This window comes from Vreelandella arcis, assembly GCF_900103865.1.
Lineage (GTDB): Bacteria > Pseudomonadota > Gammaproteobacteria > Pseudomonadales > Halomonadaceae > Vreelandella > Vreelandella arcis.
This window is the reverse complement of record NZ_FNII01000006.1, coordinates 194,416-208,683: the sequence shown is the minus strand read 5'-3', so window position 1 is coordinate 208,683 and position 14,268 is coordinate 194,416. Positions and strand designations below refer to the sequence as shown.

General features: G+C 54.1%; 12 protein-coding genes. 2 read left to right on the top strand and 10 right to left on the bottom strand.

Features of this window, described 5'->3' with window-relative positions; genetic code table 11:
- Positions 1-231 precede the first annotated feature (231 nt).
- From hslO to yrfG, 3 genes are read right to left on the bottom strand one after another with little or no spacing between them, the layout of a single operon-like run.
- Positions 232-1,107 carry an Hsp33 family molecular chaperone HslO gene (gene hslO, locus BLR97_RS09220; RefSeq protein ID WP_089705309.1) on the bottom strand — a complete coding sequence of 292 codons (876 nt, stop codon included), beginning with the start codon at positions 1,105-1,107 and terminating at the stop codon, positions 232-234.
- A 41-nt stretch (positions 1,108-1,148) separates the two neighbouring features.
- A complete protein-coding gene (hslR, locus tag BLR97_RS09215; RefSeq protein ID WP_089705306.1) occupies positions 1,149-1,538 on the bottom strand; it encodes a ribosome-associated heat shock protein Hsp15 in 390 nt (129 codons plus the stop codon).
- Between the two features lie 18 nt (positions 1,539-1,556).
- Positions 1,557-2,210: a GMP/IMP nucleotidase gene (gene yrfG / locus BLR97_RS09210; RefSeq protein WP_089705303.1), complete on the bottom strand. Its 654-nt coding sequence runs from the start codon at positions 2,208-2,210 to the stop codon at positions 1,557-1,559.
- 73 nt (positions 2,211-2,283) lie between these two features.
- Between yrfG and nudE the strand changes: the two genes are divergently transcribed.
- Positions 2,284-2,898, top strand: a complete 615-nt coding sequence (gene nudE, locus BLR97_RS09205) for an ADP compounds hydrolase NudE (RefSeq protein WP_089705300.1) — start codon at positions 2,284-2,286, stop codon at positions 2,896-2,898.
- A gap of 42 nt (positions 2,899-2,940) precedes the next feature.
- Here the strand turns inward: nudE and BLR97_RS09200 are convergent, their stop codons facing one another.
- Positions 2,941-3,999, bottom strand: coding sequence for an oxidoreductase (locus BLR97_RS09200; protein ID WP_089705297.1), 1,059 nt, complete (start codon positions 3,997-3,999; stop codon positions 2,941-2,943).
- A 198-nt stretch (positions 4,000-4,197) separates the two neighbouring features.
- On the opposite strand from BLR97_RS09200, the gene BLR97_RS09195 reads away from it, so the two are divergent.
- Positions 4,198-4,980: a CLCA_X family protein gene (locus BLR97_RS09195; protein ID WP_089705294.1), complete on the top strand. Its 783-nt coding sequence runs from the start codon at positions 4,198-4,200 to the stop codon at positions 4,978-4,980.
- A 27-nt stretch (positions 4,981-5,007) separates the two neighbouring features.
- Here the strand turns inward: BLR97_RS09195 and BLR97_RS09190 are convergent, their stop codons facing one another.
- From BLR97_RS09190 to BLR97_RS09165, 6 genes are all read right to left on the bottom strand, one after another.
- Positions 5,008-5,973: a zinc-binding metallopeptidase family protein gene (locus BLR97_RS09190; protein WP_089705291.1), complete on the bottom strand. Its 966-nt coding sequence runs from the start codon at positions 5,971-5,973 to the stop codon at positions 5,008-5,010.
- Between the two features lie 188 nt (positions 5,974-6,161).
- A complete protein-coding gene (locus BLR97_RS09185) occupies positions 6,162-7,136 on the bottom strand; it encodes a calcium/sodium antiporter (RefSeq protein WP_089705288.1) in 975 nt (324 codons plus the stop codon).
- A 45-nt stretch (positions 7,137-7,181) separates the two neighbouring features.
- Positions 7,182-7,484, bottom strand: coding sequence for a hypothetical protein (locus BLR97_RS09180; protein WP_089705283.1), 303 nt, complete (start codon positions 7,482-7,484; stop codon positions 7,182-7,184).
- Positions 7,485-7,653: 169 nt separating this feature from the next.
- Complete coding sequence (locus BLR97_RS09175; RefSeq protein ID WP_089705281.1) at positions 7,654-8,733, bottom strand: sensor domain-containing diguanylate cyclase; 1,080 nt, start codon at positions 8,731-8,733, stop codon at positions 7,654-7,656.
- A gap of 435 nt (positions 8,734-9,168) precedes the next feature.
- Positions 9,169-10,281, bottom strand: a complete 1,113-nt coding sequence (locus tag BLR97_RS09170; RefSeq protein WP_089705278.1) for an RNA-guided endonuclease InsQ/TnpB family protein — start codon at positions 10,279-10,281, stop codon at positions 9,169-9,171.
- An 80-nt stretch (positions 10,282-10,361) separates the two neighbouring features.
- Positions 10,362-14,075 carry an EAL domain-containing protein gene (locus BLR97_RS09165; RefSeq protein ID WP_089705275.1) on the bottom strand — a complete coding sequence of 1,238 codons (3,714 nt, stop codon included), beginning with the start codon at positions 14,073-14,075 and terminating at the stop codon, positions 10,362-10,364.
- Positions 14,076-14,268: the final 193 nt, after the last annotated feature.

The following is a 14,268-nucleotide window of genomic DNA, read 5'->3' as shown; positions in this document are numbered from 1 at the left end:
GCTCGTGGCTGGGCGCTTAAGTCCGGCGCATTATGGCAAAAAGAAAGCCCCCGGAAAACGGGGGCCTAAAGCAAATATCTTGTAGTTAAACTACGACATTGACACCATATTTTGTGTTGCGGCGCAGTATTTTTTCAAACAGCCGTTTGGCCGAATCGCCCAACTCACTGCTATGACTCGCGCCCGCGAATGGTGCATTAACCCGGTACGTTTACGGCCACGACTACAAAATCAATGAATGGTGGGTGCCGGTGCGTCAGGGTCTTCCAATAAACTTTCAATTTCCGCGACCGTGTAGTGATATTTCGTGTGGCAAAAGTGGCACTGGGTGTCGATTTCGCCTTGTTCGCGCAAAATATCACGCAGTTCCTCGCTGCCCAGAGTCAACAATGCATTGCTCATTCGCTCACGGGAACATGTGCAGCCAAAGCGTAGCGCTTTGGGGTCAAACACCCGCACGGTTTCTTCGTGGTAGAGGCGGTAGAGTACCTCGCGCTGTTCAAGGCCGAGCAGCTCTTCGCGTTTGATGGTGTCGGCGAGATGCACACTACGTTCCCAGGCATCCACATCCTGGTTTTGCGAGGCATCGGGCAGGCGTTGTAATAATAAGCCCCCTGCCCGCTCACCGTCTGCGGCCAGCCACAGCCGCGTGGGTAGCTGTTCCGACTGGCTGAAATAAGCCTCCAAGCAGCCGCTTAGCGTCTCGTGATCAAGCGCGACGATGCCCTGGTAGCGATTGCCTTCGCTCGGATCGAGGGTAATCACGATTTGCCCGTTACCTACCAGTTCGCGAAAGCTGGCGGACTCGCTAGGTAAATCGCCGCCGTCGGCAATCCGCGCGATCGCCCGCAGTTCACCACCGGGATTGGATTCGGCCATCAGTAATGACAGCACGCCTTGGCCACGTACTTCGATGCTCAGGGTGCCATCCAGCTTGACGGTATCGGTCAGCAGCGCAACGGCGGCTAAAAGCTCGCCAAGCTGCTGGTTCACCACGGGTGGATAGGCGTGCCGATCCAGCACTTCATGGTAGGCGTTGGCGAGTGTCACGATCTCGCCGCGCACGTTGGTGTGGTCGAACAGAAAACGTTGGATTTGATCAGACATAAAAAACCGTTACAGAATTGGGGGGGAACGCCAGTAAGGATTCACTCACCCTGATGGCGTTGAAAACGCTGAATTTCGCGACGCTGCTTTTTATCAGGCCGTTTAAGCGGATGCTGCATTACTTGATTGTTCAACCGGCGTGCTTCGGCCTCGCGGGCACGGTGTTGAACGCTTTCCTCGGTTTCGGTGTAGAGCTTGCGAGCCTCCGAGGCACCTCGCCGCTGGTCGGACAGTGCGGTCACTTCCACCTCAAACACGTCCCAGCCCTGAGGCACTTTAATGAGCGCCCCTAGTTCGACATTTTTGCTGGTTTTGGCACGGGCACCATCATAGTGCACTTTGCCACCTTCAATGGCTTTTTTGGCCAGGGCGCGGGTTTTAAAAAACCGGGCGGCCCACAGCCATTTATCCAAGCGAACGCTGTCGCTCATTGACGCTCTCCTCGCTGCTTAAACACGGGGCAGCAGTTGGGCAAATCGATCCAGGGCGATAAATTCCTCCAGCGCCTTCTCCGGCCGCTGGCTATCCGGCTGTTTAATGCCGAGCAAATACTGAATACCGTAGATGCGGGCACTCGCCAAAACGTGAGGGTTATCGTCGATAAACAGCGTCCGAGCCGGGTCGAAGGGTTCTATCGTTTGTAACGCCGCCCAAAACGCTTGATCTTCTTTTGCCGCACCCACATCTTCTGATGAAATGATGGCATCCAGGTAGTTTTCCAACCCCGTCAGCGGTAGTTTTAGCGCTAGGCTGGCACGGTCGGCATTGGTCGCCAACACCACACGAGGGTGGGCTTGCTTTAGCCAGGTCAGAAAATCCAGGGCGTCGCCGCGTAAGCCAATTAAGTGCTGCACTTCCCGCTTGAGGGCGACGATATCGACGCCGAGTTCACGGCTCCAATAGGCTAAGCTATACCAGTTGAGCGTGCCCTGCTCGCCAATAATTCTGGCCCGTAGGGTGTCTTGAGTCGCCTCATCTAATTGGTGAAGCTCAACGTAGCGCCGCGGCAAATGCTCTAGCCAGAAATGGCTATCAAAGTGCAAGTCCAACAGGGTACCGTCCATGTCTAGTAGTACGGTATCAATTTCACTCCACTCGATCATTGCCGCTCCCATCGCGAATGTTATAAGCCGTGCTATTGTAGCCTAACCGCCATTTACCAGCCATGGAGGCACGATGCCCCGCCACGACCCCACCGCCAATCATTCCTCATCCGGCTATCCCCAAAAGCCGCGGATTCTGACGCGCACTACCGTGGCGCAGAGCCGCTTGTTTCAGGTTGAATCACTCGATTTGCGCTTTTCCAACGGTGAGGAGCGTCAGTTTGAACGTTTAACCGGTGCTGACCGCGGTGCCGTGATGATGGTGGCCATGCCTGACCCCGAGCACGTGCTGTTGATTCGCGAGTACGCCGCCGGGTTTGAAGACTATGTGCTGACGCTTCCTAAAGGCTTGGTGGATCCTGGTGAAGATATCATCACCGCCGCCAACCGCGAGTTAATGGAGGAGTGTGGGGTGGGCGCGCACCGTATTGAACCGCTTGCCGAGCTTTCCCTGGCGCCGAACTACATGCGCCATCGGATGCAGGTGCTGCTAGCGACGGATCTTTATCCCAAGCGTCTGCCAGGCGATGAACCCGAGCCGCTGATTGTCGAAACGCACGCGATTGAAGAGCTGCCGGCCCTGCTACTGCGTGAGGATTTCCACGAGGCCCGGGCAATCGCGGCGCTGTACATCGCCCGCGATAAACTGCGCGATGAGCAACGCTACAGGGAAACCGATCTACTGTAACAAGGGGCGACCGAGCGGTCGCCCCACTCAGTAAGCGTTTACTTACAGGTGGTTTTTCAGCGAGATCCAACGCCGTTGGCGATGACTATCGAGCCCCGCCTCTAGCAGTGACATACTGCGCATCGCGTCGTCGATATTCACCGGCAGCGGCGCTTCATCGAGAATCGCGCTGGCAATACCCTGGTAATAGGCCAAATAATCGCCGGGTTGGGTGGGGTGTTCATGGCGCACCAGCGGGGCGTCTTCTTCCGAGCCGTCTCGCAGCGTCAAAACACCGTGTTGAGTATCTTCACCCCACTGAGGCGCGGGCGTCTCGCCAGCTTTCAAGCGATCTTCCTGCGGATCCAAGCCGTATTTGATGAAGCTGCCTTGGGTGCCGTGAATCCGAAAACGCGGCGTCGGCTCGGCCACCAGAGTGCCTGCGGCAAGTGTGACGCGTAAACCGTCATACTCGAGTAGCGCCAGGAAATCGTCGTCCGCCTTAGCGCCCTCACGTAGCGCACCTAACTCCAGCAAAATGGCATTTGGCATGCCAAATAGTTCACAGGCTTGATCCAACAAGTGAGGGCCAAGGTCGTACCAAATCCCGCCGCCTGGCGTGGCTTTTTCCCGCCAGCGATCACGCACCTCAGGCCGAAAGCGATCAAAATGCGACTCAAAACCGGTCACCCGACCCAAGGTTCCCGCCTCAAGCAGCGCCTTGATGGTCAAAAAGTCGCTGTCCCAACGACGATTATGAAACACCGAGATCATACGCTCTTTATTCGTCGCTAAGGTTTTGAGCTGCTTCGCTTCGGAAAGCGTTACGGTGAACGGCTTATCCACTACCACATGTTTACCTGCCGTCAGCGCCGCTTTGGCGAGCGGAAAGTGCGTATCGTTGGGCGTGGGGATCACGATGAGATCGATATCCTTACGCTCGCACAACGCCAGCGCTTGGCTTTCAACATCAACGTCGGGTAAATCGGCATGCACTTTTGCTGCATCGCTTGAGGAGACAGCGACTAGGTCTAGCCCCTGCGTGGCACGGATCAACGGCACATGAAACGTTTTGCTCGCAAAACCGTAGCCCACTAGGCCTACATTAATAATAGACTTCATTGCATTCCTTACTGGTCAATCGAGTTTGCTAGCATCAACCCCAGCCTGTTGGTAGGCGAAGGTGGCTAACGGCATCAAAACCGTTGACATTAAACCCAACGATATCAGAGTAGATTGTGGCATGAGCTAACCGCGCAAACTAGATGCCGCCGCGATACCATAGAGAAACACGCCACCCCACATCACAGCGAGATCCCCGTGAGCATTAACGCGCGTGAATTTTATCGTAATGGGCCAGCGCACCGCCTTGAACGCGCCAGTAGCTTCGCGCTCATTCGACGTCAATTTGATTTTCGCTCTATTGAAATTGGCCGCTGGGTGACGAACATCGAACGCGATCGCGCAGCGGAACTCTTCCACGATGCGCTGTGCGATTTAATGTTGATTTTGCAAGGGCCGGAAGCGCTGGTGTCACTTCGCGGCTCGCTCGCACTGCAGTACGGCAGCGGCGGCAGACCGGGGGTATCTGCCCATTACGACCCCAGCCAACGCAGCTTTGCGCTGGCCAAAAATGCCGGTCCGGGCAGCATTGCTCACGAGTGGTTTCACGCCTTCGATCATTATATTGCCACCAAATGCTTTCGCGGCACGTCCAGTGGGATGTTCGCCTCCACCGCCTGGCTTGCGGATGCCACGCCCATTGCCCACCCGCTTAATGATCGGCTCATACAGTGCTTCAAGGCGATACTTCTCCAGCCGGAGGGAGACCAGCCGAGTGAACTGTTTAATCATTCAGTAAAGATGGATAAACAACTGGGCCAGCTTTATTACAGCAAGCCCGAAGAACTCTGCGCCCGCGCTTTTGAAGCCTTCGTGCAAGACGCGACGATAAAGAATCACTTTTTAGTGAAAGGCAGCAAAGCCTCGCCTGAAGCAACACTAGGGCTTTACCCTCAAGGCGAACAACGAGAGCGAACTAACGGGTTATTTGGCCACTACTTTGCTGGGTTAGGTGAGGCGCTACGGCGCCATTCACCGTAGCGCCTCACCTATCGCGACACTTAAGCCTCAAAGCCCTTGGGCACCCCGCCGTAACCAGTTGTGCACGAAGGCCAGTTTATGGCGAGCGTGGTCTGACAGCACAAACGGATAGAGATCCGATAGCCCCATCGAGCGGTTGATATGATTGACGCCTACGGTGAGCGAAGCGGCAACATGAATCAGTTGATCGGCATCGGGCTCCGAATAAGGATCCCAGCCACCGTTGGGGATTTGCGGTGATGACAGGCCGGTGGCAACAAAACTGTCGGCAATGTCGGTCAAGTGCAGCAGGTGCGCTGCCGTCTCCGCCCAATCTTCATGAGGGTGCGCAGAAGCATAGCTTGTCAGATAATGCTGCTTCCACTCCGGCGGCGGGCCATTTTCATAGTGGTGGCGGAGCGCCCCCGGGTAATCGATGCGCTCATCACCAAACATCGCACGAAAGGCGTCAAGAAAATCATCACGCAAGCTCAACCGCCACCAAAGCATATGGGCAATTTCATGACGCATGTGGCCAATCATGGTGCGATACGGCTCTTCCAGCGCCTCGCGACGCGTGGCGACCAACACCGGATCAACCTCTGCCACGCTAATAGTCACTACGCCTGCCACGTGCCCCATGGGAACCGGTGTTGGACCTTCAGCCAACAGATGAAACACCGGCGGTGCGCCTGGATCTTCCGGCCGGAACCAATGCCAGCGCCCAAGGTTATCCAGTGCCCACCGCTTGGCCGCCTCCGTCTGCGCCCAGTTGGGGATGGCGTTAGGGATGGTAGGATCAGGGGCCAGCGCCGTCATGGCACAGGAACGACAAAACGCCCCCTCTTCTGGTGCTATCCAGTTGCAGCCGATTCTTTCTCGATTAGCACAGAACGGCGGCATCGGCAGAAAAGCCCGCGCCTGTGGGTCATAGGCGACCGGGGTTCCATCTGCAGTGGTGAGATTGTCGAACCAGAGAGTACCGGCGCCGACTGGGTTGGCGAAAACACGCATGGAAGATAACTCCAAAAAAGACGTTTGAGTCCATCATGCGCGCCTTGCCCGCCAACCCACAAGTAGCGCGGCACAAATAGCGCTTTGTCTGACCAGGGTGACGCTAGAACTGCCGCTGAATTCAAACACTTCCAGAAAATGTTTTCGTCATCAGAATGTCGCCATTGGTTAAAAGGTCTGCCTGATGACTAGGCCGTTAGTACCGTATTAACGAGCCAGCCGTTGTATCCCAACAACGCCATCAACAACACACTGGCCTCGAATCGGTTGATGCGCCCTTCCCCACGAAACCCATAGCCCATAATAAATAAGCCGACAATCATCGCCATCATCATTGGCCAATCACGCAGCATAATCTCGGGTGATAGCGCATCCATAGGGGTAATAACGCCAGCGATGCCGACGACGGCCAGCAGATTGAACATACTAGAACCAACAACATTGCCGATAGCAATGTCGTGCTCACCCTTGCGCACCGCCATGATCGAAGACGCCAGTTCGGGCAGCGAGGTACCAAGCGCCACGATGGTAAGACCGATGATAAGGTCGCTCACCCCTAGCGCACTGGCTACCGAGACAGCCCCCCAAACCAGCATCCGAGAACTCACTAAGAGTAATCCAAGGCCCACAACGAGCCAAAAAACCGCCTTGCTTTTTGGCATGGGTTCTTCACCCAAGGTCTGCTCAGTTTCAGCGCTGAGCGGATCTTTCTGACCTTTTAATGCCGTCCACGTTGTCCATCCCATTAGCCCAAAAAAACTGGCTAACAGACCCCATGACTCAAGGCGAGTGAGGTCACCGTTCCAAAAGAGAATACCCGCTACCAAACCAAACAAGAAAAGTAGGGGTAACTCGCGACGAATGATTTTTGAATGCACAGCCATTGGCATGATGAGCGCCGTCACGCCAATGATCAGGCCAATATTGTAGATATTTGACCCAAGCGCATTGCCCAGTGCTAAATCCGGGTTACCATCCACCGCCGCCATGATCGACACGACAATTTCAGGTGCCGAGGTACCAAACCCGACGATGACCATGCCTATCAACAACGGCGGGAGGCCTGCATGAACCGCAACGGCCGCCGCACCGTCAATAAAGCGATCAGCACTCCATAGGAGCAAGATCACCCCTACCACGATGGCCAACATCGGTAACAACATTCCTTCTCCCTATTCACGACGCATTTTATATTTCAGATGTCTGTATCAAGTTATCAAATGTAACCCCGCCATGGTTAACACCGTCGCGATGGTCACGCTATATAACACCTCTTTTAAGCAAACATCATCGAGATCATCACGTTCCAGATACGTATCACTATGCGGAATCAAAAACCATACTGTTCCTGCCATCAAGGCAATCAAGCCTAACGGAAAATCCAGCGTTGACCAGGGCACGGTACGGCTGTTCACGAATAACCATATAATGCCCAACGCTACCAGCAAGAGCGTCCGGAAATGACAAAAGGCGGGCTGAAAAGGCGCATTGAAAGAAGGGGCAAGGGGCATGACGTTCTCCTCGATATGATGTCACGGGATACTTGCCCCATCATCGTGACAATATCTTAAGAAACGATTAAATCTTTCCCCCTCGGTAGGAATTTCTACGGCATTCGGTCAGCAATCATCACGGCAACTACGCTTGCCATCGATATAGGGATCCGGTTTGATTGAACCCTCAAGATGACGTTGAGGAGAACGTTCCTGGTTGCTCATAGACTGTGCGATCGCGGCCTTGCTCTTTTGCCTGGTAGAGAAGGTTGTCAGCTTTATACAAGCAATCATTAAAGGTGCTGGAACCGGCAAGCAAGCAAATCCCGAGGCTGACGGTGATATACAGCGGTGAGGAGGTGTCTTCCAGCATGGGCGTAGTGGCAAGTCGTTTGTGAAGTCGCTCGGCCGCGTGACGGGCTTCCTCCACGCTGGAGCTTGGCAGCATAACCACAAATTCCTCGCCTCCCCAGCGGCCGATCACATCGGCTTGCCGAAATACCTCTCGGCAAAGATTAGCAAAGCGCGCGAGGACTTTGTCTCCAGCCTGGTGCCCTAGGGTGTCATTGATTGTCTTAAAGTGATCCAAGTCGATCATAATAAAGCTGGCGGGGTGATTATCGCGTTGGATCAGCGCCAACTCCTGGTCAAGACGATGCTCGAAGGCTCGTCGATTAAGTAAGCCGGTAAGCTGATCGGTGGTGGCAAGCTTGGACAATTCCAGCCGGGTTTCTTCTAGTTCACGAATCAGCCCGGCCTGTTCGCGATGAGTCCTTATCAGCTCCATGTGTGCCATGACCTGATTGGCGAGCGCCTGGAGCGCAAAGCATTGACGTTCAGTCAGTTCTCGGGGCTGATAGTCGAGCACGCAAAGCGTCCCCAACGGATAGCCATCGTTACTCTTTAGCAACGCTCCAGCATAAAAGCGTAGATGAGGCTCGCCGGTCACCAGGGGGTTGTTGGCGAACCGCGGATCCTGAGTGGTATCGGGCACAATGAACAGATCAGGCTGCAAAATGGCATGCGCACAAATCGAGATATCCAGTGGGGTTTCACGTACGCATAGCCCCTTTACCGATTTGAACCATTGCCGGTCGCGATCGACGAAGTTGATGACGGCGATCGGCGCATCACAGATTAAGGAAGCCATCTCGACGATTTCATCAAACGCTGGCTCCTCGGGCGTATCGAGGATTTGGTACGCGTCCAGGGCTTTTAAGCGCTGCTGTTCGTGCTCGGCTGAAAAAAGGTCGCTGTTTCTAGGCATTAACGCAAACACGCTCCGGTACGACAAGCATGTTGTTCATGATTGCCAGTGTGATCTAAACGACTTTACAGCAAAGCCTCATGGCGAGGAACAATGCCTGCGGTTATTTGATACCTGCCCTGCTAGGGGCACTTACGCTCAAATTCAGGGCGGGTGGAACAAGGCAAAGCTACAAGCCCCGCGTTAACGGGGCTCTTTGTATAAAATATCGCGTCGTTCATTTATGGATCGAGTTCACCGGGGCATCGAGCCCCGTTATTTGACATCCTCCCCTCCCTCAGCTTGCGCTGCCGCCTTGCGGCGGAAAGGAAGGGGATTCCCTGGTTGTCACCTCCCAGGTTCCTGCTTCGTTGTTCGCTGCCTTCAATGCCTTGGCATTGCCGGTCTTACACAAACTCCACAGGCGTATATTCCCGAATGCCCTTCGGTATTACTTCAACTCTCGGCACCGGCTAACAGCGCGGTGCCTGCTTGTAGGATATTGCGGGCGGCATTGAGGTCACGGTCAATGCCTTGGGTGCCGCAGCCTGGGCAGTCCCAGGTGCGAACATTGAGCGGCAGAGAGGCCATCACATACCCGCAGCCCAGGCAGCGCTTGCTGCTGGGGTACCAGCGATCAATTTGGACGAACTGCCGTCCCGCCCAAGCCGCCTTGTAGTCAAGCTGGCGCACCAGCTCACCCCAGCCGACATCGCTGATGGCTTTGGATAGAGGCCGATTTTTGACCATATTCTTAACCTGCAAACTCTCCGCCGCGATCACTTGGTTCTCGTTGACGATCTGGCGGGTGAGTTTATGGAGGTGATCAAGCCGGGTATCGGCAATTTTGGCGTGGCATTTAGCGACCGTTAGCCGCGCCTTGGCACGGTTATTCGAGCCTTTTTGCTTGCGTGATAGCTGACGCTGCGCCCGCGCCAGCTTGCGGGCATAGCGCGCCGTATGGCGGGGGTTGTTAACCCGCATTCCGTCACTGGTCACGAGCAGATCTTTTAGCCCGAGATCAATGCCCACCATCTTTGGCGTGATCGGGAGGGCGTCGGTATCCACTTTGCACAAGCAGCTAATGAAATAGCGACCGGCTGCATCTTTCGAGACGGTGACGCTGCTCGGAGGGGCGGGCAAGTCGCGGCTCCAGCGAATAGTAAGCGGTTCGCTGCACTTGGCTAGCGTGATCAGGCCGTCACGGTATGAAAACGCCGAACTGGCAAAGGTGGCCGACTGGCGATGCTTTTTGGATTTAAAGCTGGGATAGCGTGCCCGCTTGGCAAAGAAGTGTTTGAACGCCATTTGCTGATGTCGCAGACATTGTTGCAACGGCACCGAACTGACGTCGGCCAGGAACGCGGTGTCAGGCTGCTTTTTCAACTGCGTTAGAAACGCGCTAGCGTCGTTGTAACCGATCTTTTCCTGACGCTGATAGAACGCATCGGTGCGATAGCGAAGCACCGCGTTCCAGACAAACCGCACGCACCCAAACGTCCGTGCCAGCAAGGTTGCCTGCTCGGGCGTGGGGTAAAAGCGGTATTTGAAAGCGCGTTCGGTTTTCATGGCTTACAGTTTAAGTGAGATACTGTAAGCTAGCAAGACACAAGGCGTCCTAGCGGATGCCGCGCTATCCATCCTCGCACTTAAAAGTACGAGGTTTTCCGCGCTGACTGATAACGTTCGAACTCGTCAGCGGGTAAAGGCCGACTGTAGAGGTAGCCCTGAAAGGCATGACAACCTTCATGCATTAGAAAATCCTGAATTTTCTTCTCTTCTACCCCCTCAGCCAGCACCTCAAGGCCCAAGCTTCCAGCCAGGGCAATAATCGTCTGTACGATAGCTACATCGTCACTGTCGTCAGGCAGGTTCTGTATAAAGCTCTGGTCGATCTTGAGAACATCCAGCGGTAACTGCTTGAGATAGGCCAAGGATGAATAGCCAGTGCCGAAGTCATCCAGAGAAAAGCTAATGCCAATGCTACGCAAGGCATTCATCTTTTCCACCGTCTGCTCAAGATCACCAAGCAGAAGCGTCTCGGTCACTTCGAGCTGGATTTTTTTCGGATCGATCCCGGTCTCGTTGATAATGGTGGTGATCTCATTAACAAAGCCACTCTCATGAAACTGCCTTGCACTGACGTTGACGGATATTTCAATGTCGTTAAGCGTATCTAACGTCGACCAACGGGCTATCTGCTCGCACACTTTCCTGAAAATCGACTCACCAAGCATCCCAATCAACCCGGTCTCTTCAGCAAAAGGAATGAACTCAGCGGGCGAAATAATACCTCGCTCAGGATGATGCCAGCGCACTAAGGCCTCAGCTCCCACACAGCGCCCTTCGCTGTTCATCTTGGGTTGGTAGTAAGGCATAAACTCATTCGCCTGGATGCCTGCCGGAATGCTGCTTTCAAGCCATGCTCTGAGGTTGGCTTTTGCTTGCAGCGCGGGATCAAACAGCCCCACTGCATTACGATGACGATGTTTGACATCATAGAGAGCAAGGTCGAGACGTTTCATTACCTCTTCCAAGCTGTCACCGTCTAGATCCACCAACGTAACCCCAATACTACAGGTACGCTGCATAACGAAACTTCCGTTTTGAAGAGGTTCGCCAATAAGCGCGCGGACTCGCTCGGCAATGCGTTTTAGCTCGATAATAGCCGCTTCGCGTGAAGTGCCGAGGTGCTCGATCAGGATCGTAAATTCATCGCCACCCAGGCGTGCTGCATAGAATCCCTCGTCCTCAAAACTCTCGAGGCGACGGGCGACCGCACTGAGAAGCTGATCCCCCCGCCCATGCCCCCAGGTGTCATTGAGAACCTTAAAGTGATCCAGATCTATCAGCATGACCCCAGCGTATGTCTGAGCTTTATTTTTTATCGCAATGATAGCGTCAAGCCGTTTTTGAAAAAGTCGGCGATTCGGCAGATGCGTCAGTGGATCGTGAAACGCCAGAAACTCAATCTGATCTTCACTCTGTTTCCGCTCTGTAATGTCGCGGAAATAGACGGTAAGGCCATCTTTTGTAGGATAAGCGTGGATCTCAAGCCACGTGTCTAAATCAGCGCAGAAATACTCGAAATTACCGGTAACGCTTTCAACCATCGCCTTGCGAAACTCACTTTCGATATCAGATCCCACCGCGTTGGGAAAGGCATTCCAAATGCTTTTGTTCAATACCGCATCGCGTGACGTAGCTAATAACCGCTCGGCTTCAAGATTGAAATATTGGACTTGCCAGTGTCTGTCCAAGGTAAAGAAACCATCGGTGATGCTCTCCAGTGTTTGGGTCAGCATGTTGGCGGACTGAGTGAGCTCTTCCTCTAGCACTTTGCGGTCATGGATGTTGAGTGCGCTGCCATACCACCTATACACCTGGCTCTGAGCATTCCGAACAGGAACGGCACTGACTCGATACCAGCAATAGTGATGATCTCTCTTGTGATATAGACGCAGGTCAATACTGTAGTTCTCTTGGTTCGCGACGGCTTTATACCAAGCCTCCTTGCACCGGAGCTCGTCACCAGGGTGCAGGGCATGGATCCAGCCTTTTCCAGGTAACGCCTCATTGTATATGCCGGTAACTTCCTGAAAGCGCCGATTGGCGTAATCCAATCGTCCCTCTGCATCAGCAGTCCAGACAATATTGGGCATTGCATCAGCGAGTTGCCTGAATTGCTCTTGGCTCTGTGCCAGACTTTGTTCGATTCGGCGTTGGTCGGTAATATCTTGAAAAGCGCCTTGGATATGTCCGCCTTCATTGGACTTGCCAGCAAAACAAGCTCCCATGACTCTGACTAGCCGTTGATTACCTTTGGCGGTAACGATCTCGGCTTCCTCGTCGAAAGGCTTGCCTGACTGGGCGCAGGTATCGATCAGAGATGCGATTCGCTGACGGTATTTGGGTAAGTAAAAGGCGAGCCCTTCTTCTCTGGTTAACGTGTAGCCATTAGGCAGTTCATGGATACCGCAAACTTCGTCTGACCAGTGAACTTCCTTGCTTTGCGGGTCATAGCTCCAGCTTCCCAGATTAGCCATTTGACCCGCAATCGAGCGGAGATGAGCAGCTTGGTGCATGTCACGTTGGTCGCGCTCCCGCCGTGTCGCCGAGGCCAACGTATGTGTAAGGCCCGCGAGCCCTTGCAAACAGCATTCATCGGGTATTTCCTGGTTAACTCGGAATACATACAACAGACCCCAGCACCGATCCGGTTCTTGTACTGGAATACATAGGGTCTGGATTGACTGAGCCCCATTTTCCGTTGACTCACGAAGCATAGGGGGAAGTTCACCGATGGCGTACTCTCCGCCCTTCATTGCAAGCTTGGCTAAAGGGTCACTGCTCAGTGGTAAGGTGTCAGGCCAATGTATCTCCAATGTGCTACAAATACCTGCGACAACATTCCCTTGTTGGCCCGATGAGCCCAGTTCAACCAGCACCGCTGCCTCGAAAGCAAAAACATCAATCGTTAATTCGACGGTCTGCCGGTAAAGTTCGTCGAGGGAAGCACCCTGCAGCCCAGCTCGGCCAAAGGCCGCCAGGGCTGTTTGTAGTCGGGCGTGGAACGCCATCGACTGTGCTATATGTTTTTGCTCGCTAACGTCGCCCACCGAGGCGAGGGTATGTGGTACCCCATCGATGTTAATCGGGGCTAAGCCGACTTCCAGAGGAAAATAGCTGCCATCTTGACGTTGCCCCTGAAGTTCTCGTTCAGGCATCATCGGCCGTGTCTGGGGTGATTGAGCAAAGTCTTTGCGATGTTGGGCGTGTTTTACCCTGAGTTGGTCTGGAACCAGTAAATCGACCGGCTGTCCCTTCAGCTCATCTGGCGAGTACCCGAAAATCTGTTCGGCAACTCCATTAGCGGTCTCGATAATGCCGTTGGGCCCGGTTAGCATCATGCCAACCGGCGCCGCCCGCAGGATGACTTCCATGTGCTGCAAGCGAGCCGAATCTGCGTTAACGACACGCTGGAAGGAGACAAAAAATGCGCTCCCCCCCGCCTTATCTTTAACGTTGGAGGTGCTCCACTCGACTTGATAGGGAGTGCCATCCTTACGGTAATTAATGGTGGAACCGATAAAAGGTTCCTCGCGGATCAGGGAGGCGCGTAATGCCTGCAATACCCTTGGATCAGTGTCGGGGCCCTGAAGAATGCGAGGCGTTTTCCCGAGAAGCTCCCCCGCTTCGTAGCCTGTCATTTCACAAAAGGCCGGGTTGGCATAAAGGATACGCGGGCCAGGCAGATCAAGTTCGGCGGTCGTCACAATCACCGCATCGGGCGAGTTCCACATTGCCGCTTCGAAAAATGACTGGCTCCAGGTGTGAAACGTAGGGTCGTCGTTTAAATTCATAGTAGGGCCCTAGGATGCCAGTGTGTTGCGTTCATCAACGTTGAGTGGGCTGCAAACAAGTTATTAAAATTTTAAAACCTTCTATTCACTTCTACCTAATGCTTTATTGGGTCGCTCCTCAGGCCTTGGGTAGATTCAAGGGAAGCCTATCAGGGCCTACCATGGGTATAAAGGGTGCTTACGCACCATCAAT